The organism is Streptomyces sp. AM25, from assembly GCF_058146165.1.
This window is the reverse complement of record NZ_JBKIWN010000003.1, coordinates 404,335-429,461: the sequence shown is the minus strand read 5'-3', so window position 1 is coordinate 429,461 and position 25,127 is coordinate 404,335. Positions and strand designations below refer to the sequence as shown.

Annotated in this window: 26 protein-coding genes; 12 read left to right on the top strand and 14 right to left on the bottom strand. The window is 74.4% G+C overall.

The window, feature by feature from the left end:
• The first annotated feature begins 14 nt into the window (after positions 1 to 14).
• Positions 15 to 1,700 (top strand): DUF885 domain-containing protein, encoded by a 1,686-nt coding sequence (locus ACLHRZ_RS05920; RefSeq protein WP_490417178.1) that lies wholly within the window; start codon positions 15 to 17, stop codon positions 1,698 to 1,700.
• Between the two features lie 21 nt (positions 1,701 to 1,721).
• Here ACLHRZ_RS05920 and ACLHRZ_RS05915 read toward each other — a convergent pair whose 3' ends face one another.
• The 3 genes from ACLHRZ_RS05915 to ACLHRZ_RS05905 all read right to left on the bottom strand — a co-directional run bounded on the left by ACLHRZ_RS05915 (position 1,722) and on the right by ACLHRZ_RS05905 (position 6,855).
• The gene (locus ACLHRZ_RS05915; RefSeq protein WP_490417177.1) at positions 1,722 to 4,988 is read right to left on the bottom strand and encodes an AAA family ATPase; all 3,267 of its coding nucleotides are present in this window, start codon (positions 4,986 to 4,988) and stop codon (positions 1,722 to 1,724) included.
• Positions 4,985 to 6,157 (bottom strand): exonuclease SbcCD subunit D, encoded by a 1,173-nt coding sequence (locus tag ACLHRZ_RS05910; protein WP_490417176.1) that lies wholly within the window; start codon positions 6,155 to 6,157, stop codon positions 4,985 to 4,987. The genes ACLHRZ_RS05915 and ACLHRZ_RS05910 overlap by 4 nt, the downstream gene beginning before the upstream one ends.
• A 71-nt stretch (positions 6,158 to 6,228) precedes the next feature.
• Positions 6,229 to 6,855: a YigZ family protein gene (locus ACLHRZ_RS05905; RefSeq protein WP_490417175.1), complete on the bottom strand. Its 627-nt coding sequence runs from the start codon at positions 6,853 to 6,855 to the stop codon at positions 6,229 to 6,231.
• 58 nt (positions 6,856 to 6,913) lie between these two features.
• Between ACLHRZ_RS05905 and ACLHRZ_RS05900 the strand changes: the two genes are divergently transcribed.
• On the top strand, positions 6,914 to 7,321 hold the full coding sequence (locus ACLHRZ_RS05900; RefSeq protein WP_490417221.1) for a CoA-binding protein: 408 nt from the start codon (positions 6,914 to 6,916) through the stop codon (positions 7,319 to 7,321).
• 3 nt (positions 7,322 to 7,324) lie between these two features.
• Here the strand turns inward: ACLHRZ_RS05900 and ACLHRZ_RS05895 are convergent, their stop codons facing one another.
• Together ACLHRZ_RS05895 and ACLHRZ_RS05890 are read right to left on the bottom strand one after the other, a co-directional pair.
• Positions 7,325 to 7,879, bottom strand: a complete 555-nt coding sequence (locus ACLHRZ_RS05895; RefSeq protein WP_490417174.1) for a YbaK/EbsC family protein — start codon at positions 7,877 to 7,879, stop codon at positions 7,325 to 7,327.
• Between the two features lie 28 nt (positions 7,880 to 7,907).
• Complete coding sequence (locus ACLHRZ_RS05890; protein WP_490417173.1) at positions 7,908 to 8,486, bottom strand: helix-turn-helix domain-containing protein; 579 nt, start codon at positions 8,484 to 8,486, stop codon at positions 7,908 to 7,910.
• 106 nt (positions 8,487 to 8,592) lie between these two features.
• Between ACLHRZ_RS05890 and ACLHRZ_RS05885 the strand changes: the two genes are divergently transcribed.
• Positions 8,593 to 9,459, top strand: a complete 867-nt coding sequence (locus ACLHRZ_RS05885; RefSeq protein ID WP_490417172.1) for an EamA family transporter — start codon at positions 8,593 to 8,595, stop codon at positions 9,457 to 9,459.
• A gap of 16 nt (positions 9,460 to 9,475) precedes the next feature.
• Here the strand turns inward: ACLHRZ_RS05885 and ACLHRZ_RS05880 are convergent, their stop codons facing one another.
• The 4 genes from ACLHRZ_RS05880 to ACLHRZ_RS05865 form a co-directional block, all read right to left on the bottom strand.
• Entirely contained in the window at positions 9,476 to 10,180 is a 705-nt protein-coding gene (locus ACLHRZ_RS05880; RefSeq protein WP_490417171.1) for an acyltransferase, read from the bottom strand.
• A gap of 156 nt (positions 10,181 to 10,336) precedes the next feature.
• Entirely contained in the window at positions 10,337 to 10,867 is a 531-nt protein-coding gene (locus ACLHRZ_RS05875; protein WP_490417170.1) for a gamma carbonic anhydrase family protein, read from the bottom strand.
• 11 nt (positions 10,868 to 10,878) lie between these two features.
• Complete coding sequence (locus ACLHRZ_RS05870) at positions 10,879 to 11,535, bottom strand: DedA family protein (RefSeq protein ID WP_490417169.1); 657 nt, start codon at positions 11,533 to 11,535, stop codon at positions 10,879 to 10,881.
• A gap of 116 nt (positions 11,536 to 11,651) precedes the next feature.
• On the bottom strand, positions 11,652 to 12,128 hold the full coding sequence (locus ACLHRZ_RS05865) for a DUF4442 domain-containing protein (RefSeq protein ID WP_490417168.1): 477 nt from the start codon (positions 12,126 to 12,128) through the stop codon (positions 11,652 to 11,654).
• Positions 12,129 to 12,212: 84 nt separating this feature from the next.
• Here ACLHRZ_RS05865 and ACLHRZ_RS05860 point away from each other — a divergent pair, with 84 nt between their 5' ends.
• Entirely contained in the window at positions 12,213 to 13,169 is a 957-nt protein-coding gene (locus tag ACLHRZ_RS05860) for a DUF8017 domain-containing protein (RefSeq protein ID WP_490417167.1), read from the top strand.
• A 27-nt stretch (positions 13,170 to 13,196) separates the two neighbouring features.
• Here ACLHRZ_RS05860 and ACLHRZ_RS05855 read toward each other — a convergent pair whose 3' ends face one another.
• Both ACLHRZ_RS05855 and ACLHRZ_RS05850 read right to left on the bottom strand, forming a co-directional pair.
• Positions 13,197 to 14,042: a spermidine synthase gene (locus ACLHRZ_RS05855; protein ID WP_490417166.1), complete on the bottom strand. Its 846-nt coding sequence runs from the start codon at positions 14,040 to 14,042 to the stop codon at positions 13,197 to 13,199.
• A 22-nt stretch (positions 14,043 to 14,064) separates the two neighbouring features.
• Positions 14,065 to 14,283, bottom strand: a complete 219-nt coding sequence (locus ACLHRZ_RS05850) for a hypothetical protein (protein ID WP_490417165.1) — start codon at positions 14,281 to 14,283, stop codon at positions 14,065 to 14,067.
• 164 nt (positions 14,284 to 14,447) lie between these two features.
• Between ACLHRZ_RS05850 and ACLHRZ_RS05845 the strand changes: the two genes are divergently transcribed.
• The 4 genes from ACLHRZ_RS05845 (at position 14,448) to ACLHRZ_RS05830 (ending at position 17,668) form a co-directional block, all read left to right on the top strand.
• Positions 14,448 to 15,155: a TVP38/TMEM64 family protein gene (locus tag ACLHRZ_RS05845; RefSeq protein ID WP_490417164.1), complete on the top strand. Its 708-nt coding sequence runs from the start codon at positions 14,448 to 14,450 to the stop codon at positions 15,153 to 15,155.
• A gap of 143 nt (positions 15,156 to 15,298) precedes the next feature.
• Positions 15,299 to 15,472, top strand: coding sequence for a hypothetical protein (locus ACLHRZ_RS05840; RefSeq protein WP_490417163.1), 174 nt, complete (start codon positions 15,299 to 15,301; stop codon positions 15,470 to 15,472).
• 157 nt (positions 15,473 to 15,629) lie between these two features.
• Positions 15,630 to 16,247 (top strand): TetR/AcrR family transcriptional regulator, encoded by a 618-nt coding sequence (locus ACLHRZ_RS05835; protein ID WP_490417162.1) that lies wholly within the window; start codon positions 15,630 to 15,632, stop codon positions 16,245 to 16,247.
• A 71-nt stretch (positions 16,248 to 16,318) separates the two neighbouring features.
• Positions 16,319 to 17,668, top strand: coding sequence for an FAD-dependent oxidoreductase (locus ACLHRZ_RS05830; RefSeq protein WP_490417161.1), 1,350 nt, complete (start codon positions 16,319 to 16,321; stop codon positions 17,666 to 17,668).
• A gap of 22 nt (positions 17,669 to 17,690) precedes the next feature.
• Here ACLHRZ_RS05830 and ACLHRZ_RS05825 read toward each other — a convergent pair whose 3' ends face one another.
• Entirely contained in the window at positions 17,691 to 18,041 is a 351-nt protein-coding gene (locus tag ACLHRZ_RS05825; protein WP_490417160.1) for an ArsR/SmtB family transcription factor, read from the bottom strand.
• Between the two features lie 160 nt (positions 18,042 to 18,201).
• Here ACLHRZ_RS05825 and ACLHRZ_RS05820 point away from each other — a divergent pair, with 160 nt between their 5' ends.
• The 4 genes from ACLHRZ_RS05820 (at position 18,202) to ACLHRZ_RS05805 (ending at position 22,242) form a co-directional block, all read left to right on the top strand.
• Positions 18,202 to 19,296, top strand: a complete 1,095-nt coding sequence (locus ACLHRZ_RS05820) for an NADH:flavin oxidoreductase/NADH oxidase (protein ID WP_490417159.1) — start codon at positions 18,202 to 18,204, stop codon at positions 19,294 to 19,296.
• Positions 19,297 to 19,456: 160 nt separating this feature from the next.
• On the top strand, positions 19,457 to 20,134 hold the full coding sequence (locus ACLHRZ_RS05815; protein WP_490417158.1) for a uracil-DNA glycosylase: 678 nt from the start codon (positions 19,457 to 19,459) through the stop codon (positions 20,132 to 20,134).
• Between the two features lie 15 nt (positions 20,135 to 20,149).
• The gene (locus tag ACLHRZ_RS05810) at positions 20,150 to 21,178 is read left to right on the top strand and encodes an N-acetylglucosamine kinase (protein WP_490417157.1); all 1,029 of its coding nucleotides are present in this window, start codon (positions 20,150 to 20,152) and stop codon (positions 21,176 to 21,178) included.
• Between the two features lie 116 nt (positions 21,179 to 21,294).
• Positions 21,295 to 22,242 carry a sirohydrochlorin chelatase gene (locus tag ACLHRZ_RS05805; RefSeq protein WP_490417156.1) on the top strand — a complete coding sequence of 316 codons (948 nt, stop codon included), beginning with the start codon at positions 21,295 to 21,297 and terminating at the stop codon, positions 22,240 to 22,242.
• A gap of 101 nt (positions 22,243 to 22,343) precedes the next feature.
• Here the strand turns inward: ACLHRZ_RS05805 and ACLHRZ_RS05800 are convergent, their stop codons facing one another.
• Together ACLHRZ_RS05800 and ACLHRZ_RS05795 are read right to left on the bottom strand one after the other, a co-directional pair.
• A complete protein-coding gene (locus tag ACLHRZ_RS05800; protein WP_490417155.1) occupies positions 22,344 to 23,417 on the bottom strand; it encodes a lactonase family protein in 1,074 nt (357 codons plus the stop codon).
• 99 nt (positions 23,418 to 23,516) lie between these two features.
• Positions 23,517 to 25,025 (bottom strand): FUSC family protein, encoded by a 1,509-nt coding sequence (locus ACLHRZ_RS05795; protein WP_490417154.1) that lies wholly within the window; start codon positions 25,023 to 25,025, stop codon positions 23,517 to 23,519.
• Positions 25,026 to 25,127: the final 102 nt, after the last annotated feature.

Below are 25,127 nucleotides of genomic sequence, written 5' to 3'. Positions count from 1 at the left end.
ACGAGGATGTGCGCATGCCGAAGACCACGAGTAGCCCGCTGCCCCGCCAGGTCGCCGACACCCACGTCGACGCGGCCGTGGCCCTCGACCCCATCACCGGCACCTACCTCGGAACGGCGGAGTCCGCCGGGCGGCTCCCCGACTTCTCGCCCGACGGGCAGCAGGAGGCGGCCGATCTGGCCCGTACGACGCTCAAGGCCCTCGCCGAGGCCGGGGCACAGCCGGGGGCCGACAGCGGTGTCGAGCGGCGGTGCGCCCGGCTGCTGCGCGAGCGGCTGACCGCCGAACTCGCTGTGCACGAGGCCGGGGAGCCGCTGCGCGCCGTCAGCAACATCCACTCGCCCCTGCACGCGGTGCGCGAAGTCTTCACCATGATGCCCACCGGCACCGCCGACGACTGGGCGGCGGTCGCCGCGCGACTGCAGGCCGTGCCGGCCGCGCTGGAGGGCTACCGGGCCTCGCTCGCCGAGGGGATCCGCCGCGGGCTGCCGGGCGGCCCGTGCCAGGTGAGCACCGTGCTCGGGCAGTTGGACGAGTGGATCGGCACCGGGAACGGCTGGTTCGGCGACTTCACCGCCGCGGGCCCGGAGCAGCTGCGCTCCGAGCTGGACAAGGCCGCCGCCACCGCCACCGGCGGCCTCGCCGCCCTGCGCGACTGGCTGCGCGACGTCTACGCCCCGTCCGTCGAGGGCGCCCCGGACGTCGTCGGCCGCGAGCGCTACGCCCGCTGGTCGCGCTACTGGAACGGCACCGACCTCGACCTGGACGAGGCGTACGCGTACGGCTGGTCCGAATACCACCGGCTCCTCGGCGAGATGCGCACCGAGGCGGCGAGGATCCTGCCGGACGCGCGGACCCCGTGGGAGGCGCTGGCCCACCTCGACGTCCACGGCCGTCACATCGAGGGCGTCGAGGAGGTGCGCGTCTGGCTCCAGGAGCTGATGGACGAGGCGATCGACGCGCTCGACGGCACCCACTTCGAACTGGCCGAGCGGGTACGGCGCGTGGAGTCGCGCATCGCCCCGCCCGGCGGTGCGGCGGCCCCGTACTACAGCCCGCCGTCGGAGGACTTCTCCCGGCCGGGCCGCACGTGGCTGCCCACCATGGGCGACACCCGCTTCCCGGTGTACGACCTGGTCTCCACCTGGTACCACGAGGGCGTCCCCGGCCATCACCTGCAGCTGGCGCAGTGGGTGCACATGGCCGGCAGCCTCTCCCGCTACCAGGCCACGATCGGCCTGGTGAGTGCCAACTGCGAGGGCTGGGCGCTGTATGCGGAGCGGCTGATGGACGAACTGGGCTTCCTCACCGACCCCGAGCGCCGGCTGGGCTATCTGGACGCCCAGATGATGCGCTCGACACGGGTGATCGTCGACATCGGCATGCACCTGGAGCTGGAGATCCCCGCCCACTCCCCCTTCCACCCGGGCGAGCGCTGGACGCCGCAGCTGGCGCGGGAGTTCTTCGGCCTGCACAGCGGCCGCCCGGCCGCCTTCGTCGACAGCGAGCTGGTCCGCTACCAGGGGATGCCCGCCCAGGCCATCGGCTACAAGCTGGGCGAGCGGGCGTGGCTGGCGGGCCGGGAGGCGGCGCGCACGGCGCGGGGTGCCGGCTTCGATGCCAAGGCCTGGCACATGGCGGCGCTGTCGCAGGGCTCGCTGGGGCTGGACGATCTGGTGGCGGAGCTGTCGGTGCTCTGACGGGCCGTCAGGAGCGCTGCGTCAGGAGGGTTCGGCCGTGCGATGCCGCACGGCCGAGCCCGACCGGCCCTTGACGACCTGCAGTTGCGCGGGGATGCGCTGCCGCAGGTCGGCGACGTGGCTGACGATGCCTACCGTGCGGTCCCGTTCGCGCAGCGAGTCCAGGACGTCGAGCACCTCGTCGAGGGTCTGCTCGTCCAGGGTGCCGAAGCCCTCGTCGATGAAGAGGGTGTCCAGGCGGGTGCCGCCCGCCTCCTCGGTGACGACGTCGGCGAGACCGAGCGCGAGGGCGAGCGAGGCGAAGAAGGTCTCCCCACCGGAGAGGGTCGCGGTGTCGCGCGCGCTGCCCGTCCAGGCGTCGACGACGTGCAGGCCCAGCCCCGAGCGGCCACGGCCGCCGGCCCGGGCGTCCGAGTGCACGAGCGTGTAGCGGCCGCCGGACATGCGCTGCAGGCGTACGGTCGCGGCGGCCGCGACCTGTTCGAGGCGGGCGGCCAGGACGTAGGACTCCAGGCGCATCTTGCGCTCGTTGCGGGCCGAGGTGCCCGCGGCGAGCGCGGCGAGGCCCGCGACGCGGTGGTGCTCCTCGCGCAGCGGGGCGAGCCGCACGGCGTCGGCCGCGGCCCGGCGGGAGAGCCGGTCCAGTTCCGCGCAGCGGGTGCGGGCTGCGGCGTCCTCGGCGGCGGCGGCCTGCAGCCTGCGGGTCGCCGCGTCCGCGGCGGCCTGGGCGGCTGCGGGGTCGGCAGGGGGCCGCGCGGCGGCGGCCGCGAGGCTCGCGTCGGCCAACTCGGCGGCGACGGCGGCCTCTTCGCTCTGCCATCGGTCGAGGCGCTCCTGCAACCGTCGCTGCTCGACCGCCTCCAGCAGGGCGTCGGCCGCCTGGCCGGGGGTGTCGAACCCGGCACGGTAGGCGGCGTCGGCGAGCCGGTCGTCGGCCTCCTTGAGGCGGCCCGCAGCAGCGTCCGCGCCGCGCACGGCCTCGGCCGCCTCGGCGAGGCGGCCGAGCTGCTGCTCCAGCAGCGCCGCACGGCGCTCCACGCTCTCCTCGCCTCCGCGCGCCTGCGTCAACTCCTCTTCCAGGGAGTGGAGTTCGCGGTCCAGGTCTTCGCGGTGGGAGGTGCGGGCGGCGATGCGCAGCCGGGCGTCCTGCTGCTCGTGACGGCGGCGCTCGTACTCGCGCTCGGCACCGGCCAGCGCCTCCCGTGCGGTGTGCAGGTCCGCGGCTGCGGCCTGCGCCTCCGCGAGGGACCGCTCCAACGCGGCGGCTTCTTCGGCCAATTGGCCGGTGGGGGCCGTGCCCGCGGTGGCGGTCGCGGCGGCGAGGGCCTCGCGCAGCGTCTGCACCTGCCGTGCGGCCTCGTCGCGGCGCGCTTCGGCCGCCTGGGAGGCGTGCAGTGCGGCCTCCTCGGCCGCGCGGTCCGGGTGCTCGGCCGCCGCGCGGGCGGGGGCGGGGTGTTCGGTGGCGCCGCACACGGCGCACGGGGCGCCGGGCTCCAGTCCGGCGGCGAGTTCGGCGGCGATGCCGCGCAGGCGGCGGTCCTTGAGTTCCAGCCAGTGCTCGCGCGCGGCGGCGGCCTGCTCGCGGGCGTGCAGCAGCCGGGCCTCGGCCCCGTCGGCCTCGCCGGTGAGCGTGTCCCGGTGCCGGGCGGCGTCGAGCCGTTCCCGGGCGGGCCCGGTGCGGCCTCCGAGCTGTTCGGCCCGTGCGGCCGCGTCCTGGGCCGCGTCGACCCGCTGCCGGAGGGCGTGCCGCCGGCCGTCCCAGTCGGCGAGCCAGGAAGCCGCCTCGGTGACGGCCTCTTCGTCGGCCCGCGCCTCGCGGTCCAGCCGGGCGGCCTCCGCGGTGGCCGTGGCGGCCCGCTGCTCGGCGCGGCGTGCGGCCGTGAGCGACCCGAGTTCCTCGCGGAACCTGCGCTCCAGGGCGGCGAGTTGCTCGCCGCCCGCATCGCGGTGCCCCTCGGGCAGCCGGTGGCGTGCCGCCGACTCGGCCACGGCGGCGGCCCGGTGGGCCCGCCCGGCCTCGTCGCGCAGCTCCAGCGCGGGAGCAACCGCCTCGGCGGCTCGCGCCGCCGTCAACCGCCCACGCACCGGCTCCAGTTCCCCGCGCTGCTCCGCGAGCCCGGCGGCCCGCTGCCGGGCCGCGTCGTACCGGCGCTGCAGGCGCGCCAGATCACGCGCCTCCTCGGCACGCTCGTGCGTACCACGATGGTCCTTCTCGGCGGCGCGCAGGGCGAGGCCGGCGATGTCGCGCTCCTCGCGGGCGTTCGCCCGTGCCAGTGCCGCCCACTCGAGAATGACCTCGACGAGCCCGGGGTCACCGGGCCCGAGGGGCCCCTCGGGGGAACGGGGCGCCGGCACCGCGCCGGCGGGGCGGGCGGCTCCGACCGACCCGCCATCGCCACCCGCGGTCGACTGCGGGCGCGTCGTGGTCGCTCGCGCAGTTCCCCGCGCCCCTTCGGGGCGCGGACCGCTGAAGGTCCCGGTTCCCTGCGCCCCGAAAGGGGCGCGGGGAACTGCGCGACCGGCCACGGACGACCCGCCGCCGGACGGCGCAGCCCCGGCACGAGCCGGCTCCCCTGCCCGGGAGGGCGCCGGTGTGCCGACCTCCGGCAGGGACCGGTCCGCCGCGGCCTGGCGCATCCGGTGGGCCAGGGCGAGCAGTTGCTCGTCCCCCACGCGGACACGCGCCTCCGCGGCACGGCGGCGCTCCGCGAGGTGGTTCTCCACCGCTGCGAAGCGGCCCGTGTCGAAGAGCCGGCCCAGCAGCCGGCTGCGGGCGGTGTCCTCGGCACGCAGGAAGCGGGCGAAGTCGCCCTGCGGCAGCAGCACCACCTGGCAGAACTGTTCACGGCTCATGCCGAGGAGCTGGGTGATCTCCTCGCCGATCTCCTGGTGCGAGCGACTGAGGCCCTTCCACTCCCCGCCGTCGTTCTCGCGCAGCGCGCTGTAAGGCTTCTCGCGTGTGAAGCCGGTGCCCTTCTTCTTGGGGCGCAGCTGCTCGGGACGCCGGGTGATCTCCAACCGCCGTCCGCCGACGGTGAGTTCGAGCGTCACCTCGGTGGGCAGGTCCGCGGCGGCGTGGTCGCTGCGCAGGCTCAGCCCGCTGCCCTGACGGGCGCCGGGCACGCTGCCGTAGAGGGCGTAGCAGACCGCGTCGAGGACGGAGGTCTTGCCCGCGCCGGTGGGGCCGTGCAGCAGGAACAGCCCGGCGGCCGACAGGGCGTCGAAGTCGACGTGCTGGGTGCCGCCGAACGGCCCGAAGGCGGTGACGGTGAGCCGGTGCAGCCTCATCGGGCGGCCTCGCCGAGGGTCTCGGTCCCGTCCAGCCGTACGGAGTCGAGCGCGGCGGTGAGCACGGCCCGTTCGGTGTCGTCGGGTCCCAGGCCGCCGCGCACGTGGGCCACGAAGTCCTCCGCGATCTCCTGGTCGCTGCGGCCGCGCAGCCGCTGCGCGTAGGAGGCGAGCGGGTCCTCGGACTCCCGCTCGGGGTCGAGGACGAGGCTCACCACGTGGGGGAAGCGGCGGGCGAGGCGCGCCATGGGCTCCTGGGGGCGCACCGGGTCGGTGAGGGTGGCCTCGACCCAGGCGTCCTCGTGCGCCGCGAGTGCCGGGTCGTCGAGCAGTGCGTCGAGGCGGCCGCGGATCCGGGCGAGCGGGCGCGGCACGGGGCAGTCGACGCGTTCGCCGGTGACGGCGCCGGTCGCGTCGAGGTCGATCAGCCACACGGTCTTGCGGTGGGCGGCCTCGGAGAAGGAGTAGGCGAGCGGCGAACCGGAGTAGCGCACGCGCTCGGTGAGGGTCTGGCAGCCGTGGAGGTGGCCGAGCGCCACGTAGTCGACGCCGTCGAAGATCTCGGGGGCCACGGCGGCGACGCCGCCGACGGTGATGTCCCGCTCGCTGTCGCTGGGCGCGCCCCCGGCGACGAAGGCGTGCGCGAGCACGACGGACCGGGTCCCGGCGGGCCGGCCGGCCAGGTCGGCGCGCACCCGGTCCATGGCGGCGCCGAGCACGGCGGCGTGCCCGGGCTTCTCGGCGCCCAGTGCGTCCCGCACGAGGGCGGGTTCGAGGTAGGGCAGCCCGTAGAAGGCGACGTCGCCGTGGGCGTCGGCGAGGACGACGGGGGTGCCGCACCCGGCGGGGTCGGTGCGCAGGTGGATCCCGGCGCGCTCGATGAGCCCGGAACCGACGCCGAGCCGGCGGGGCGAGTCGTGGTTGCCGGAGATCATGACGGTGGGCACGCCGAGGTCCGCGAGCCGGTGCAGGGCCTCGTCGAACAGCTCGACGGCGGCGAGCGGCGGCACGGCGCGGTCGTAGACGTCCCCGGCGACGAGCACGACGTCCGCGTGCTCGTCGCGGGCGGTGCGCACGAGGTGGTCGATGAACTCCCGCTGGGCGTCCAGCAGGCCGATGCGGTGGAAGGACCGGCCCAGGTGCCAGTCCGAGGTGTGCAGAATTCTCACAGGTTCCTCACCGGTGGGCTCCGCCCCGCATGCCGCTCCGTTCCCTCCGCATCGCCGAGTGCACCAGTGTCTCAGACGTCCCCGTACGCCTCGCCGCCGAGCTCGAATTCCGCGGTGCCCGCGGTGGCGTCCGCGAGCCAGGCCCGGAAGGTCTCCACGTCCGCCTCGGGCAACCCGATCTCGATGCGCACTCCGGCCCCGTAGATCACCTCGCGCACCGCCCGCCCCGTGGCCCGCAGTTCGTTCTCCAGCTTTCCGGCCCGCTGGTGGTCGACGGTGACGGCGGCCAGCCGGTAGCGGCGGCGGGTGACCGTCCCGAGGGTGTCGAGGGCCTCGCCGACGACCCCGCCGTAGGCGCGGATCAGCCCGCCCGCGCCGAGCTTGATGCCGCCGAAGTAGCGGGTGACGACGGCGACGACGTACCGCATCTCGCGCCGCACGAGCATCTGCAGCATCGGCACTCCCGCGGTGCCGCCGGGCTCCCCGTCGTCGCTCGCCTTCTGCACGGAGCCGTCCGCGCCGAGGACGTAGGCCCAGCAGTGGTGCCGGGCGGTGGGGTGCTCCTTGCGGATGCGGGCGACGAACGCCTGCGCCTCCTCCTCGGTCGCGACGGGCGCGAGCGCACAGATGAAGCGCGACTTGCTGATCTCGATCTCGTGCACGCCCTCGCGCGCGACTGTCCGGTATGCCTCGGCCATCCCGCCAGCCTATGCCGGACCCGGGAATGGTCCGGCAGCGGCCGTGGTTGAGCCGATCATGTACGCAGAGGCGGGGATCATCCGCAAGATCATCGAAGGCACGGGCGACACCTGGGCCGTGGTCGGTCTGTCCTCCAACGAGCAGCGCGCGGCGTTCCGCGTCGCGGAGGTGCTGCAGCGCCACGGCAAGCGCGTCGTGCCGGTGCACCCGAAAGCGGAGACGGTGCACGGGGAGCAGGGGTACGCCTCACTGAGCGAGATCCCCTTCGACGTCGACGTGGTCGACGTCTTCGTCAACTCCGAGCTGGCGGGCGCCGTCGCGGACGAGGCCGTGGCGATCGGCGCGAAGGCGGTGTGGTTCCAGCTGGGGGTGATCGACGAGGACGCGTACGAACGGACGCGCGCGGCGGGCCTGCTGATGGTGATGGACCGCTGCCCGGCGATCGAGATCCCCCGCCTGCGCTGAGGCTCAGACGGCCAGCCCGGCGAGGACCGTCGCACCGGGCAGCTCCGCGAGGGCCTCGCCCGGCACGATGAGCTTGCCGCGGCGGCTGCCGCTGCCGACGATGACGTGCGGGCTGCCGGCCACGGCCGGATCGACCAGAACCGGCCACCCTGCGGGCAGTCCGAGGGGCGTGATGCCCCCGTACTCCATGCCGGTCGCCTCGAGCACGGTGTCCATGGGCGCGAACGAGGCCTTGCGGGCGCCGAGATGGCGGCGGACGACACCGTTGACGTCGGCCCGGGTGTGGCCGAGGACCATGCAGGCGGCGAGGGTGACCTCGCCGCCGCGCCTGGCCGCGACGACGACGCAGTTGGCGGAGAGGTCCAGCAGCCACGGCCCGTAAGTCTCCGCGAGCACGGACGTGTCGGCGCGCTCGGGCTCGGTGTCCACGTACAGCAGGTCCTCGGCGGGGACCGGGCCGGTCCAGCCGCGCAGGGCGTCGGCCACCGGCGGGACCAGCAGGTCCAGGCACTTCACGGCGGGCCGGACGTCGTCGAAGGCCTCCATCGGCGTGCGCATGTGCGCCACGCTAACAGCCTCAACGGCCTCAACTGCCGCCCACGGGCGGGATGGCCACGGCCATGGTCAGCTCCACCGGCCGGTCGCCGTCGTTGCGGTAGCCGTGCGGGACGTCCGACTCGAAGGCGGCCGCGGTGCCGGCGGGCAGGCGGAACTCCTCGCCGTCCACGACGAGGGTGAGCTCGCCGGCCGTGACGCGGAGCAGCTCCACCGTGCCGGGCGGGTGGGGGTCCGAGGTGCTGGCGTCGCCCGGCTCGACGTGCCAGTCCCACAGCTCCATCGGGCCGCGGACCTGGGTGCCCACCAGCAGCGTGTGGTGGCTGCCGGCCTCGCTGGACCACATGCGCGTGGCCTCCTGCGGCGGGACGATCCGCACCCGCCCCTCCTGCTCGCGCTCCAGCAGGGTGGTGATGCTGACGCCCAGTGCGTCGGCGAGCTTGACCGTGGTACCGACGCTGGGGTTCGTCCGGGCCTGCTCGATCTGGATGATCATGCCGCGGCTGACCCCGGAGCGCGCCGCCAGGGCGTCGAGAGTGAGGCGGCGCTCGCTGCGCCAGCGCTTGAGATTACGGGCGAGCGACTGCGTGAGCTTGTCGAGGTCCGTCACGGTCCGGTCTGTTCCGTCCAATTTATTTGATTAAATAGTCTAATCAATTGCACTACAGCGTGGTGCACGCAACCGTCCACCACACTGTACTGCGAGGTACTGCTCCATGACTCCGGTCTTCGCCCTGGCCACCGCCCTCATGTGGGGCCTGGCCGACTTCGGCGGCGGACTCCTCACCCGGCGGATGCCGGCCCTCACCGTGGTGCTCGTCTCCCAGCTGCTGGCCGTGGGTGCCCTCGGCACGATCGTCATCGCCACCGGCGCCTGGTCCGAGGCCGGCCCCCGGCTGTGGTGCGCCGCGGCCGCGGGCGTCGTGGGCACGGCGGCCCTGCTCTGCTTCTACCGTGCCCTGGCCCTCGGCCCGATGGGCGTCGTCTCGCCGCTGGGCGCGCTCGGCGGCGTGGCGGTGCCGGTCGGCGTCGGTCTCGTCCTCGGCGAACGGCCCGGGGTGCTGCAGTTCGCGGGCATCGCGGTCGCGATCGCCGGCGTCGTCCTGGCCAGCGGTCCGGGGCTGGGCGGGGCGCCCGTGCAGCGGCAGACCCTGGTGCTCACGCTGGTGGCCGCGTTCGGCTTCGGCTCGGTCATGGCGCTGATCGCCGAGGCGTCGACCACCATGACCGGCCTGTTCCTCGCCCTGTTCGTCCAGCGCGTGTGCAACGTGGCGGTCGGCGGGACCGTCCTCCTGGTCTCCTCCCGCCGCGGTGCTCCCGCACTGCCCTCCGGCGGCTGGAGCGTGATCCGCTCCTCACTGCCGGCGCTCGCCTTCATCGGCCTCGCGGACGTGGCGGCCAACGGCACGTACAACCTCGCCGCCCACAGCGGCCCGGTGACGGTGGCGGCCGTGCTGGCATCCCTCTACCCCGTGGTCACAGCCCTGGCGGCGCGCGGCGTCCTGCGCGAGCGCATGCAGACGCTGCAGGCGGCGGGGGCGGGGCTGGCACTGGTGGGAACGGTCCTGCTGGCGACGGGCTGATCCGCCCGGGGCGCGGCTACCCCGCGCCCTCCCCCAGCTCCGCGAGGGTCGGCGGCCCCGCCGCCCGGAGCGGCGGCTCCCAGCCGTGCACCGCGTCCCACCGCCGCACCACCTTCGCCGGCACCCCGGCCACCACCGAGTGGTCCGGCACCTCGCCACGCACCACGGCCCCCGCCGCCACCACGACGTTCCGCCCGAGCCGGGCGCCCGGCAGGATCACGGCCCCGGCCCCCAGCCAGCTGCCCGAGCCTATGGAGACGGGCGAACTCCGCGGCCACTGCCGCCCGATGGGCTGGTCGGGGTCCTCGTAGGAGTGGTTGTCGCTGGTGACGTAGACGTACGGCCCGCAGAAGACGTCGTTGCCGAAGGTGACCGGCTGCGAGGCGATCACATGGCTGCCCCGGCCGAGCACGACGCCGTTGCCGAGCCGCAGCACCGGGTCCGGGCCGAGGTCGAGCCCCGGCACCATGCCCGCGGTGAGGGTGACCTGTTCCCCGACGATGCAGTGGTCGCCCAGCTCGATCCAGCCCTCGCCGAAGACCGTGCCGAGCGGGAAGGCGAGCCGGGTCCCGGTGCCGATGCGGCGGAAACGGTACGGCCCCGGCCGCTCTGCGGTCACCGAACCGGCCTGCTGGATCCAGCGCCAGCCGTGGTGGACCGCACGGGAGACGGCCCGGCGCCGCCAGGCCCCCAACGAGAACGCGTTCTTGTTCTTCGGCACCCGCTCACGGTACTCAGCAGGGCAGGAACGGGGCCGCGCACGGTCCTGTGATCTTCACCCCACGCGGTGCGTGATCGCGCCCCGAAGGGGCGCGAGGAACGGCGCGACCAGCCACGACGAGCCCGCAGTCAACACACTGCCCTTCCAACGGGGCACCTAGCCCCCGACAGCCTCGCTGTGGGCCTTCGCCAGCTCCAGGTACGCCGCAGCGTTGGCCCGGACATGCTCCCGCTCCTCCACGGTCAGCGCGCGCCGGACCTTGGCCGGCACCCCGGCGACCAGGGAGCCGGGCGGGACGTCCATTCCCTGGGGGACCAGCGCCTGGGCGGCGACGAGCGAACCGGCGCCGATCCTGGCGCCGTTGAGGACGGTCGCGCCCATGCCCACGAGCACGTCGTCCTCCACGGTGCAGCCGTGCAGCACCGCATTGTGGCCGACGGTCACGCGCTCGCCGACGCTCACCGGGAAGCCCGGGTCGACGTGCACCGTGCAGTTGTCCTGGATGTTGCTGTCGGCACCGATCACGATGGGCCCGCAGTCGGCGCGCAGCACCGCGTGGTACCAGACGCTCGCACCCGCGGCGAGCGTCACGTCGCCGACGAGGACGGAGGTGGGCGCGGCGAAGGCCGCCGGATCGACGTCCGGCTGCTTGCCGCCGATACCCAGGGTCAGCGCACTATCGGTCACTGCCGCCCCCCTCAGTCGACCGTCGCGACGGACGCGGTCTCGGCGGGCTCCTGCTCGGCGGCCTTGGCGGCCTTCTTCGCCTTGATCCGCATGACGACGAACGAGCCGGCGCCGAAGAGGACGGCGACCACCAGGCCGATCCAGGAGAACCTGCCGATCCACTGCTCTGCGACCTTGCCCACGGTGTAGATGAGCGCGACCGTACCGCCGGCCCAGACGATGCCGCCGAGCACGTTGGCGATGAGGAACTTCCAGTACGGCATCTTCAGCACGCCCGCCAGCGGGCCGGCGAAGATGCGCAGCAGCGCGATGAAGCGGCCGACGAAGACGGCCCACATGCCCCACTTCGTGAAGGCCTTCTCGGCCGTGGCCACGTGGTGCGGGCCGAAGTGCTTGGGGAACTTCCGGCCGAGCCAGTCGAGCAGCGGCTTGCCGCCCTTGCGCCCGATCAGATAGCCGATGGAGTCGCCGATGATGGCGCCCGCGATGGCGCAGCCGCCCAGGACGTACGGATTGATGTGGTCCTGGGAGGCGGCCAACAGCGTGGCGCTGACGAGGACGATCTCACCGGGAAGCGGAATGCCCAGGCTTTCCAGCCCGATGACCCCGCCCACCAGGAGGTAGACGGCGACCGCCGGTACTGATTCGAGCCACTCCTGGATGTGCAACGCCGGTTCCTCCCCGGTTGACGAACTGCTTCCCGGCGTGCGCCGAGCGGACGCACGCCGGGAAGCCTACTGGAGGTAAAGACTCGACCAGGAGCCCGTTGGTTGACGCGCGGGGCCTACTTCTCCGGGGCCTGCTTCTCCGGAGCGTTCGGGCGGAGCGTCCACACCACGGTCATCTCGCCCGTCTCCGCGCCGTCCTCGCGGGTGATCGAGATCCGGACCGGGAACTCCGGGCGCTGCCCCGCGTCCAGCTCGGCGACGACCTCGGCGGCCGGGCGGCCCAGCTCGGCGGTCGCGGTGACCGGGCCCATGGCGAGCTTCTTGTAGCCGATCTCGGCGCGCACGGCCAGCGGCACGGCCCGGGAGAGCTGGTCCCCGAAGGCCGCGAGGACGATGGCGCCGCTCGCGGACTCGGCGAGGGTGAACATCGCGCCGGCGTGCGGACCGCCGACGTGGTTGTGGTAGTCGGGCCGGTCGGGCAGCCGGACGACGGCGCGCTCCGGGGTGGTCTCCTCGAAGACGAGGCCGAGGGTGCGGGCCATGGGCACGGTGGCCGTGAGCATGTCGCCGATCGAGGGCAGGGTCTCTGACATGAGAGGCAAGTTACCAGTCAGTAGCATCTGTGGGGAAGGGCCGTCGATCACGGCCATGGACGGCGCCCTCTATGGTTATCCGCCATGTGGCCAGGACAGCAGCCGCCCGGGGGCGAGCAGAACCCGCAGGGACCCAACCCGTACCAGCAGCCGGGTTATCCGCAGCAACCCAATCCGTACCAGCAGCCGAACCCCTACCAGCAGCCGCCCGCCGGCCAGTGGGCGGCCCCGGCCGCACCCGGACCGCAGCCGCCGCAGAAGAACGGCGGCAAGCGCACGACGTGGATCGCGATCTCGGCGGCGCTGGCCGTGGTCGCGGCGGCCGCGGTGACCGGCCTGGTCGTCCTGGGCGACGACGAGAAGAAGGAGGACGCGGCGAAGGGCGGCTCCACCCCGTCCGCCTCGGCCCCGGCATCGGCGCAGAACCGGAGCACCGGCGCCCCCAGCGCCCCCGAGGACAACCCGCGGGCCGGCGGCGAGGTCAAGCCGGTGATCGACGGGTGGAAGACCGTCGTCAACAGCAAGCGGCACGACGCCTTCGACATCCCCCCGGACTGGACGGTCAACCCGCCGGGCCTGTCCACCGGTTTCGCCGACGACAAGGGCCAGCCGCTGGTCACGATGAGCGGGACCGCGTACTACAAGCCCGACCAGTGCGCGAAGAACGACTCGCGGGGCGGCGCCGGCACCAAGGGTGCGCAGGGCGCCAAGAGCATGGAGGAGGCCGCCGAGACCGAGGCGGGCAACTGGGCGATCGCCGCCTTCGACCGCAAGCAGTCGGGCCACCTGGAGACCACCAAGGCCACGCCCTTCAAGAACGATCAGGGCATCACCGGTTCCACGGCCTCGGCCAAGGTGACCGACGTGAAGAAGACCGACAAGTGCATGACGGACGGCAAGACCTTCACGGTGACCTACAAGGACACCAGCGGCGACCTCGCGACCTGGGTGCTCTACGCCGACACCGGGATCGACGGCGAGGTGTCCGACGACACCGCCAAGAAGATCATGAGCACGCTCCGCCCGCTCAAGTCCCCCTGACCGCACGCCCGGACCGCCGGGGCCGTCTCAGCCCACGCTGAACGCGCCGCCCGGCGGTTCGGGCGACTGCACCGCGTCCGCGTCGTGCACGACCGCCGCCCCGGCGGCGAACCGGGCCAGCGCGGCACCGTGCTCGACCCGCGCGGGAAAGGCGTCGCCCGCGGCCCGGCGGGCCAGAGAGTCCAGCGGCAGTTCGGTGTGCGACGCGACGAGAACGGCGTTGCCGAAGCGGCGCCCGCGCAGCATCGGGGCCTCCGCGATCAGGCACACGTGCGCGAAGACGGCCGCGAAGGTGGCCACTTGGGCGCGCAGGAAGGTGAACGGCGCCCCGTCGGCGAGGTTGGCCGCGTAGCGGCCCCCGGGGCGCAGGACGCGCGCCGCGGTGTGCGCGTACTCGACCGAGGTGAGGTGCGCAGGCACCCGCGACCCGCCGAAGACGTCCGCGACGACGACGTCGGCGGACGCGCCCGGCGAGGCCTCCAGCGCCTCGCGGGCGTCCGCCGCGAGCACCTCGGTCCCGGCCCCGTCCGGCAGCGGAAGGTGCTCGCCGACCAGGGCGATCAGCCCGCGGTCCGCCTCGACGACCCGCTGCCGGGAGCCCGGGCGGGTGGCGGCGGCGTAGCGGGGCAGGGTGAGGGCACCGCCGCCCAGGTGCAGCACGTCGAGCGGCCGGCCCGGCTCGGCCGCCGTGTCCAGGACGTGCGCGATGCGCTGCGCGTACTCGAACTCGAGGTGCGTGGGGTCGTCCAGGTCGACGTACGACTGGGGTGCGCCGTTCACGGTCAGCAGCCAGGCCCGGGCCCGGTCCACGTCGGGCATCAGCTTGGCGGTGCCCCAGTCCACGTCGCGCGTCACGGGTATCGGTTCGTCCACTCCCCCATTGTCCGTCAGGACGTCAGGGCGGCTCACCGCCCGTGCCGTGCACCGCCGAGCCGGCCGCGAAACCGTCCAGCCACGTCTGCACCATGTGCCGGACGACTACCTTGAGCTGTTGAGCGGTGAGCACCTTCTCCAGATGTCCCTGCCGCAGCGCAAGCCTCGCCCGGCGCTCCGCCGCGACGAACAGCGCCATCTGGTCGGCCCTTTCGAGCGCCCCTCCCCACCGCTCTTCCATGTCTGCACTGTAGGCCGGTGCCCGTCCGGGGGCACGTGGATATATCAGCGGGGGACGCTTGTACGCAGCGGCTCATACAGCGGCTTATACCGGGCACGAGGCGGGGGTGTACGCCCTTCGCCGACTTCGGTCCGTCCCCGCACCGCGTCGGTTACGCTCCTTCGATGCCCGATCCCGCCGCGCCGCCCTCCGGCCCCGCCGAGCGCTGCACCCGTGCGCTGACGTCCCCGTGGTTCCGCCTCGGGCTGCTCGTCGCCCTGCTCTCGGCCGCCGTGGCGATCGTGCTCGCCTGCCGCCCGGAGCGGCTGCTCGCCGAGGGGTGGCCGGAGCGGATGTCCGGCGGCCCGGCGGTCGTGCTGTTCGCGGCCGCATACGGGCTGTGCACCGCGGCGTTCGTGCCGCGCCCCGTGCTCAACGTCGCCGCGGGCGCCCTCTTCGGCGGACCGGCCGGCACCGCCGCCGCGGTGGCGGGCACCGTGCTGGGCTCGGCCGTCTCCTTCGGCCTGGGGCGCCTGCTGGGCCAGGAGGCCCTGCGTCCCCTGCTGCGCGGCCGCTGGCTGACGGCGGCGGACCGGCAGCTGAGCCTGCACGGCTTCCGCTCGATGCTGGTCCTGCGGATGCTTCCCGGGATCCCGTTCGCCGCCGCGAACTACTGCGCGTCGGTGTCCCGGATGGGCTGGCTGCCCTTCCTCCTGGCGACCGCCGCCGGCAGCATCCCGACGACCGCCGCCTACGTCGTCGCGGGCAGCCACGCGGCGGCGCCCACTTCGCCGGCCTTCCTGGCCGCCATGGCCTTCCTCGCCGTGACGGGCGTGGCGGCGGTCGCGGTGGCCTGGCGCAGGCGGCCCGCCAAGGGCGCCGTCGCGCCGTGACTCCGAGGCGTTCCCGGGGGCGTCCCCGGAATCGGAACGTCCGGATCCCCGGCCCGTTCCGGCTTCATGACCATTTGATGAGCATTCCGCGAAGCAGGCCGCAGCGGCGGCATTTTGCCCGCTTCCGCTCGTAGCCTGAGCTCATGCCGCCCACTCCGAGCCCCGCCCAGCGGACCCCCGAGGAGATCAACCGCGTGATCCGCGCCTTCCTCACGGCGCGCGGAGGCCGTGCCCTCACCAGGGCCGAGCGCAAGGTCTACGAGGAGCTGCTGGCCGAGTGGCACGCTGCGGAGCAGCACCTCCGGGCGGCCTGCTGAGGCGCCGGAGGAGACAAGCGGAAACCGTCGGTTTCGGGTGGTCCCCCGCGCCACCCGAAACCGACGGCCCTTCCGGTCCTTCCCCGCCCCCGGCAAGGACAACCGGTTACCCGCTGAGTATATTGGCCCGGAGCCAGTCAACGCAGGAGTTATCCGCATGTCCCCGCGCAGCGCAGCGGTCAACGAGGAGTTGCGCCGCCGTTCTCGCGAACGGCTGCTGCAGGCGACCGTCGAACTGGTCACCGAGCGCGGCTACGAGGCGACGACCCTCGCGGACATCGCCGACCGGGCCGGCGCGGCGCGCGGCCTGGTCTCGTACTACTTCCCGGGCAAGGCGCAGTTGCTGCAGTCCGCGGTGCACCGGCTGATGCACCGGGAGCTGGCGGCCGGGCTGGAGCGCGAGCCGCGCACCGAGGACGGGCGCGAGCTGCTGGCCCGGGCCATCGACGTGATCCTGGGGCTCGCCCGGGACCGGCCGCTGCTGATGCGCACCCATATGGCGGGCCTCCTCCAGGCCGAGGGGTTCATCCAGTGCCCCGAGCAGCAGCGGCTGGCGTCCCTGCTGCGCGAGACCGTGGCCGGGTACGGCTCGGCGGACCCGGAGTCCGACTACCGGATACTGCGTGCCCTGCTGATGGGAGCGGTGGTGGGGGTGCTGCTGCCGGGGGCGCCGATGCCCCTGGAGCTGCTGCGGGCCGAGCTGTTCCAGCGGTACGGGCTCGCCTGGGAGCTCGGCGTTCCTCCGGGGGAGCGGCCGCGCACCACGGGCGGCTGAGCCGCGTGTGCCCCTGACGCGACCCTGCTCCCGGTGCGATCCTGGACGCACCTGCTGGAAGGAGACCTTCCGTGCTTCGCGTCGCAGTCGTCGGTTCGGGCCCGAGCGGCGTCTTCACCGCCCAGGCCCTCGTGCAGCAGCAGTCCGTCCCCGGGGTGACCGTGGACGTGCTGGACCGGCTGCCCTGCCCGTACGGGCTGGTGCGCTACGGGGTCGCACCCGACCACGAGAAGATCAAGTCGCTGCAGAACACGCTCCGGACGGCCCTGGAGCACCCCGGCGTCACGTTCCTGGGCAACGTGCGGGTGGGCGAGGAGCCCGGGGCGCTGGCGCCGCGGCGGCTGCTGGAGCTCTACCACGCGGTGGTCTACTGCGTGGGCGCGGCGGCCGACCGCCGGCTGGGGATCCCCGGCGAGGACCTGCCGGGGAGCTTCTCGGCCACGGAGTTCGTCTCCTGGTACAGCGCCCACCCCGACGCCGCGCCCGGCGGGTTCGGCCTGGGCGCCCGGTCGGCCGTGGTGATCGGCGTCGGGAACGTGGCCGTGGACGTGGCCCGGCTGCTGGCGCGCGGTGCGGACGAACTGCGGGCCACGGACGTGCCGGACCCGGCGCTCGCGGCCCTGGCCGGCAGCCGGGTCGCGGACGTCCACATGGTGGGCCGGCGCGGTCCCGCGCAGGCGAAGTTCACCACCAAGGAGCTGCGCGAGCTGGGCGGGCTGACGGGGGTTCAGGCCCTCGTGCGGGACGAGGAGGCGGCGCTGGACCCGGCGTGGGCCGACCCGTCCGGGCTGCCGTCGGCCGCCCGGCGCAACGTGACGGTCCTGCGGGGCTGGGCCGGACGGCCGGAACAGGAGCAGGGGCGCCGGATCCGGCTCCGGTTCTTCCTGCGCCCCGTCGCCCTGCTCGGGGACCGGGCGGTGGAGGCGGTGCGCTTCGAGCGGACCGAGCCGGACGGGACCGGCGGCGTCGTGGGGACCGGGCGCTTCGAGGAGATCGGGGCGCAGCTCGTGCTCCGGTCCGTGGGGTACCGCGGGGTGCCGGTCCCGGGCCTGCCCTTCGACGCGCGGAACGGGACGGTGCCGCACGTGGAGGGCCGGGTGCTGCGGGACGGGGCGCCCGCGCCGGGCGAGTACGTCGCGGGCTGGATCAAGCGCGGCCCGACGGGAGTGATCGGCACCAACCGGCCCTGCGCCAAGGAGACGGTCGCGTCCCTGCTCGCCGATGCCGAGGCGCTGCTGGCCCGCCGGCCGTCGGGCGATGCGCAGGCGGCGCTGCGGGCCGCGGGGCAGGAGCCGGTGGAGTGGCCGGGCTGGCTGGGGATCGAGGCGGCGGAGGCGGCGCTCGGACAGCGGCTGGGCCGCGGAACGGTGAAGATCCCGGACTGGGCCGGTCTGCTCGCCGCGGCGCGGGGCGGCCGCTGACCCGACCACGTGCGACGGCGCGTCAGCCGGCCGCGCCGAGCCGGCCGGCCTGGTGGGCGGCGGCGGTGAGGACGCTGTCGAGGAGGCCGGGGAAGAGCTCGTCCAGGTCGTCCCGGCGCAGGGAGTTCATCTTCGCGGTGCCCCGGTAGATCTGCCGGATCACCCCGTTCTCCCGGAGCACGCGGAAGTGGTGCGTGGTGGTGGACTTGCTGATGGGCAGGTCGAACACCGAACAGGACTGCTCGCGGTCGCCGCCCGCCAGTGCGCACACGATCCCCAGACGCAGGGGGTCGGACAGGGCGTGCAGCACGCCCTCCAGCCGGATCGCTTCGCGGCCGGGGTGCTCGAGGGAGCGACTGGTCGGGTTCTGCACGGCGGCTCTCCTCGGGATGCGACGGCGACGGCCCGGGGATTCCGGAGGATCCATTGTACGAGAGCCATCGTAGTTTGACACCTCACGTACTACGATGACTATCGTACGAGCCAGGACGAAGCCCGCCTGCCCGCAGGCGAGACCCGAAACGGAGCCTGCCGTGAGCGCACTGTTCCACCCCCTGACCCTCCGGTCGCTGACCTTCCCCCACCGCGCCTGGATGGCGCCGATGTGCCAGTACTCGGCCGAGGCCTCCGGCCCCGGCACGGGCGTGGCGAACGACTGGCACTTCGCGCACTACGCCGCGCGTGCCGCCGGCGGCACCGGACTGATCCTCGTCGAGGCCACCGCCGTCAGCCCCGAGGGCCGGATCAGCCCCGCGGACCTGGGGCTGTGGAACGACACCCAGGCCGACGCGCTGCGGCGCATCACGGCGTTCCTGAAGCAGCAGGGCACCGTTCCCGGCATCCAGATAGCGCACGCCGGGCGCAAGGCGGCCACCGAGGCCCCCTGGAACGGCGGCGGGCCCGTGGAACCGGAGGAGGGCTGGCGCACGCTCGCCCCCAGCCCGCTGGCGTTCCGGGACGACCACCCCGTCCCCGACGAGCTGACGGTCAATCAGATCAAGGGGATCGTGGGGCAGTTCGCCGCCGCGGCACGGCGCGCCCTGGCGGCCGGGTTCGAGGTCGTCGAGGTGCACGGCGCCCACGGCTACCTGATCAACGAATTCCTCTCGCCGCACAGCAACCACCGCACCGACGAGTACGGCGGCTCCTTCGAGAACCGCGCCCGCTTCGCGCTGGAGGTCGTGGACGCCGTCCGCGCGGTGTGGCCCGACGAACTGCCGGTGTTCTTCCGCATCTCCGCGACCGACTGGCTCACGGAGAACCCCGAGGACGGCCGCGAGGGCTGGACGGGCGACGACACCGTGCGCCTCGCCCGCGAGCTCCGCGCCCACGGCGTGGACCTCCTCGACGTCTCCACCGGCGGCCTCGCCCCCGACGCGCGCATCCCCGTCGGCCCTGGCTACCAGGTGCCGTTCGCACAGCGGGTGAAGGACGAGACCGGGCTGCCGGTCGCCGTCGCCGGACTGATCACCGAACCGCAGCAGGCCGAGAAGATCGTCGCCGAGGGCGCGGCCGACGCCGTGCTGCTGGGCCGCGAGCTGCTGCGCGACCCGTTCTGGGCACAGCGGGCCGCCGGGGCGCTCGGCGGCGACCTGCGCGCACCCCGCCAGTACGCCAGGGCCCGCTGAGCACCCTTTCGGATGAACCTGCCGGGCGTGTCGGCCCGCGGCCCCGCCCGGATCCCGCCCCGGACGATATGAGCCCCGCCTCCCGCTCGCGTACGATCCTGAACCCTGCGCAGGAATGCGCAATCGTTCAGATCCGCTCGGGCAGGGAGGGGCAGCAGCTGTGGCTGCACGGCCGTTGAAGGAGATCGTCGAACCGGGCTGGGCCGAGGCACTCGAACCGGTGGCCGGGCGGGTCGCCGCGATGGGCGACTTCCTGCGGGCCGAAATCGCGGCGGGGCGCACCTATCTGCCGTCGGGCGCCAACGTCCTGCGCGCGTTCCAGCAACCGTTCGACGAGGTACGGGTCCTGATCGTCGGACAGGACCCGTATCCCACGCCCGGCCACGCCGTGGGGCTGAGCTTCTCCGTCGCCCCGGACGTCCGGCCCCTGCCGGGCAGCCTGGAGAACATATTCCGCGAGCTCAACGCGGACCTGGGACTCCCCCGCCCGTCCAACGGCGACCTCACGCCGTGGACGCAGCAGGGCGTGCTGCTGCTCAACAGGGCGCTGACCACCGCCCCGCGCAAGCCCGCTGCGCACCGCGGCAAGGGCTGGGAGGAGGTCACGGAGCAGGCGATCCGGGCGCTGGTCGGCCGGGGCAAGCCGATGGTGGCCGTGCTGTGGGGCCGTGACGCCCGCAATCTGCGCCCGCTGCTGGGCGGCGTGCCCTGCGTCGAGTCGGCGCATCCCTCCCCCATGTCCGCCGACCGCGGCTTCTTCGGCTCCCGGCCGTTCAGCCGGGTCAACGACCTCCTGGTCGGCCAGGGCGCGGCTCCGGTGAACTGGCAGCTCCCGTAGGGCGGGGCGACCGTCATGAGCAGCTCCGCAGCGCGGCGCGGTCTCGTCCTGGGGGTCGACTCGGGCGGCTCGGGCCTCCGCGTCACCCTGGCCTCCGCCGACGGGGGCGCTCCTCTCCCGGCCGGGGGCACCTGGGTCCGCACGTCCGCGGAGCCCGCCGTCACCGGCGCCCGGGGCATCGACGCGTGCAGCCTTCTCGACGGGGTGCTGCCCGCTGCCCGTGAACTGCTGCGCGCGGCAGGGGCCGAGCGCTGCGAGGCCGTGTGCGTGGGCGCCTCCGGGATGTCGACGCTCGGGACCGACCTCCGCGCCGTCCTTCCCGGCGCGCTGCGGGAGGCGCTGGGCGTGCGCCGGCTCGCCCTGGCCTCCGACGCCGTGACCGCCTATGCCGGGGCGCTCGGACAGCGTCCGGGCGTCGTGGTCGCCGCGGGCACCGGCATCGTGGCGCTGGGCACCGACCTGTCCCCCGCGGGCGGCTGGCGGCGCGCCGACGGGTGGGGACACCTGCTGGGCGACTGCGGGAGCGGTGCCTGGATCGGGCGCGCCGGGCTGGAGGCGGCGCTGCGCGCGCACGACGGGCGCGCGGGCGGTTCGGCCGCGCTGCTGGAACGGCTCGAAGCGGTCTTCGGGCCGACAGCCGGGCTGCCCGGACAGCTCTATCCGCGCGCCGACCGTCCGGCCGTGCTCGCCTCCTTCGCCCCCGAGGTCGCCCGGTGCGCCGCTGCCGACGAGGTCGCGGCGGACATCCTGCGGTCCGCCGCACGGCACATCGCCGAGGCCGCCGCAGCAGCCTGCCCTCTCGCAGCGGATGACCCCGCGAAGGAGCCTGCGGTGCACCAAGTGGCGCTCACCGGCGGGCTGTTCGGCATCGGTGAACCACTGCTCGCCCCGGTACGCCGGGAATTGCACGAGCAACTGCCCGGCGCCCGGCTGACGGCCGCCGCGGGCGGTCCGCTCGACGGCGCATTGTGCGTGGCAGCCGCACTGCTGACGGACACTCTGTTACTGCCTGCCGATGGGTCACTACTCCACGTCGTTTGCTGAACACATCCGCATGCACGGGATGAACCGGCGATTGAATCCAGACATACCTTGCTCGACCGTGTTCAGTTACCCCCGCCCGAACGACCGAGTCCGATGAACGGCTAACATGCGGGCGCATGAGCTCCCCCACAGGGCCCACCGGCCTGCCAGTACGAATGCCCCGCCCCCGCCAGCCCGGGCGGCACCGGCGGCCCGAGCCCGTGGCCGCTCCGGCGGGTGCACCCCCGCTGGTGCTCGCCGTGCCCGGGACGCCCGACACCGCCATGCGCCGCCTCGCCGAGGAGCTCCTCAGCATCGCCCGCTCGGAGCTCCCCGGGCTCGACGCCCGGATCGGCTACCTGGACCACGAGGCCGCGGCCGACGAGCCGGGCTACCCCGCCCTGGACGCCGTCCTCGGCCACGCCGCCGCCCAGCGCACCGCATACGCCCAGCAGGCGGCCGCGACGGACGCCGGCGAGGCCGACGCCTGGGCGCAGGCGCCCGACGCCGTGGTGATCCCGCTGCTGGCGGGGCCGGACAGCGCGGTGCTGCGCCGGATACGCCAGGCCGTCATGAACAGCGGCGCCGCCTGCGAGCTCACCGACGCCCTCGGCCCGCACCCGCTGCTCGCCGAGGCCCTGCACGTGCGCCTCTCCGAGGCCGGCCTGGCGCGCGCCGACCGGGCCCGGCTCTTCACCGTCACCACCGCCGCGGACGGCATCGTCCTCGCGACGATCGGCGGCGAGGAGGCGGCGCAGGCCGCGGGCATCACCGGCATGCTCCTCTCCGCCCGCCTCGCGGTGCCCGTGCTGGCCGCCGCGCTGGACGAGGACGGTGCCGTGGCCCGGGCAGCCGACCAGCTGCGCGCCTCCGGCTCCCGGAACCTCGCACTGGCGCCCTGCCTGATCGGCCCCGAGGCCGACGGGGCACTGCCGGCCATGGCGGCCAAGGAGGCGGGCTGCGCCACCGCCGAGGCCCTGGGCGCGTACCCCGCGATCGGCAAGCTTGCCCTGGCCAAGTACACGGAGGTGCTGGGCATCCCGATGCCGACGGCCGCGGGACCGGGCGGCATGCAGCTCCGCTGACCCCCGCAGGCACCAGCGCCCGTCCGAGGGCCTCCCCATCGAGAGGAGGCCCTCGGGCGTTTCCCGGACCGTCCGTGAAACGGCCCCGCGTCAGCCGGCGCTCAGGCGAGGACCACGCACGAGGCGGCCGGTACCGCGACCGTGCCCGCCTGCGCGGGTATGCCCGTGTCCGGGTCCACGGTGAACCAGCTGACGCCTCCGGAGCGTTCGTTGGCGGCATACAGCAGCCGGCCGCCCGGATGCGCGGCCAGGTGCCGGGGCCAGTGGCCGCCGCAGCCCACGGCGCCGCGCGGCACGGGCGCCCCGCCGTCCGGGTCGAGCGCGAAGACGACGATGCTGTCGCGGCCGCGATTGGCCACCCACAGGAACCGGCCGTCCTCCGAGACGACCGCGGTCGAGGGGTAGTTGGGCGCACTGCCGCCGCACGGGAACCCGGCCGCGTGCACCCCGGAGCCGTCCGCTGCGAGCACCCCCGAGGCCGCGTCCCACCGGCACACGGTCACCGTCGAGTCGAGCTCGCCGACCACGTACGCCCGGTGACCGCGCGGATGGAAGGCCAGCTGCCGGGGCCCGCTCCCCGGGCGCAGCGCGGTCTCCCCGTGCAGGACGGGGGTGCCGGTCGCAGGGTCGAGCGCGTAGACGTACACCGCGTCCGTACCCAGATCCGCGGCGAGCAGCCAGGAGCCGGAAGGATCGGGCACGACGGCGTGGGCATGCGGCCCCTCCTGCCGCTCGGTCACCGGCCCGCCGCCTCTGTGCGGCAGCACGGCCGAGGGGGCCACGGGGGAACCGTCCGGGCGGAGCGGCAGCGCACTGACGCTGCCCGAGCCGTAGTTGGCCGTGAACAGCCGCCGGCCGGCAACGGCCAGATGCGTGGGCCCCGCACCGCCCACGGGCACGACGGGGCCGAGGAGCCGCGGCCTCGCCGGGTCGCCCAGCGAGAAGGCGGCGACGGCCCCCTCGTCGGTCTCGCTCACGGCATGGAGCACGTCACCGCGGGGGGACAGCGCCAGGAACGACGGGTTCGCGACGGCATCGGTGGTGTACACGGGCGTCAACGCACCCGAATCGGGGTCGACTTCGGCGACGGTGACGCCGTGACCGCCTGCTTCCGTGAACGAGCCGATGTAGGCCCAGCGACCCCGCTGCCCGCCCTCGCGTCCGTTTCCGCGCATGACAGCCCCCTCCCTGGCCCGCCCTCGGACCGTCTTGATGCACCCGACGCTACAGGGCACCACCGACAGTGACGGGAACGGGCTCAGAGCGTGCACCCGTCAGGCCCCGACCAGCGGCGACGGCCGGGTGCTGTGCAGGGGCACGGCCAGTTCCGCCAGCGCCCTCTCCAGGCCGTGCAGGTGGACGAGCGCGGCGGGCTCCGTCTCCGTGCGCCCCGCAGTCGTAGCCACGGCAGCCGTGCCGCGTTCCGTCCCCGGCGTGGTCAGCGCCTCCACCGCGGCCTCCACGCGCAGGCAGGCGGCGGTGAGGCGGTCGTCGTGCGAGGCCACCGGGTCCGCGGCGACGGCCGCCAGACCCCGGACCTCGCGGGCGCAGTCGTCGAGGAGGGCGAGCACGCGCCGCGCCTTCTCCTTGCGGGCGCGCAGGGGGCTGAAGGGATGGACCAGCGGTGCGAGCGAGAGCCCCACCCGGCCGAGCAGCAGCTCCAGTTCGGCGACCCGGGCCGCCGGGTCCGCGAGCGTGGAGCCGGCGAGACGGGCACCGGCCTCGGCGGCGCAGGCGTGCACGCAGTGCAGCGCGCGCCGGATCCAGGCATCGGTGGTGGCGTGCGTGGTCACGGGCAGCACGAGCAGCACGGCGAGGACGGCACCGAGCGCCCCGGCCGCGGTCTCGGCCAGCCGGAGGACGAGCAGGGCGGGGTTCAGGACGCCGAGAAGCCCGTAGAGCAGTCCGGCCATCAGCGTCACCGCGAACATCATCCACGTGTAGGAGACGGGAGCCGAGTAGAAGATCCCGAAGATGCACACGGCGATGAGGACCGCCGAAGGCACCGGGGCTCCGTGCAGCGGGATGGCGACGGCGCCTCCGGCGGCGATGCCGAGCAGGGTGCCGAGGATCCGGCGGAAGCCCCGTACGAGGGTCTCGCCGCGGGAGGCGGTGTTCACGAAGATCCACCATGTGGCACCGACGGCCCAGTACCAGCGCTGGTCGGACAGCAGCTGCCCGGCCATGAGGGCGAAGGCGCCGCCCATGGCGGCCTGGACCGCCTGGCGGGTGGTCGTGCGGGCGAGCCCGGATCCGCCGGGCGGGGCGGGCGCGGCGGCGGGCGGCAGCCTGCGCTCGTAGCACCACAGGCCGAAGCGGACGGCCGAGGAGACGAGGAGGGAGTAGGTGACGGCCGTGAAGAGCTCGGGCAGTTGCGCGGGCACGGCGTGCAGGAACTGCGTCGCGAAGAAGGTCATGAACGCGAACACGCCGAGTGCGTGGCCGCGCGGTCCCCAGCGGCGGGCGTAGACACCCGTTCCCATGACGGCGAGGAAGGCCGCGTCCCGTGCCAGGGGCTGGCCGTGCAGCATCGTCGCCAGGGCGAGCACGGGGAAGCCGACCGCGGGCAGCAGGGCGGTGGTGACCGCCTGTCCGCGGACGGTCGTGTCGGTGACCGTGAAGAGCGCGAGGAGCGCGGCGAGACCGCCGATGACGGCCGCGACCAGGGAGTGGCCGGCCAGACCGCAGACGGTCACCGCCAGACCGACGCCGAGGACGGCCCGGACAGCACTCCGCAGCCGCAGCCTCCCCGGGTCCGGAGCCACGAACACCCGCTTCAGCACAGATTCCGCTCCCTGCATACCGACGCATACCGACATGAAAAAGGCGCCGCGGAGACCCGCAGCGCCATCGACCCCTCCATCACAACATCAGTCATCCCGTTG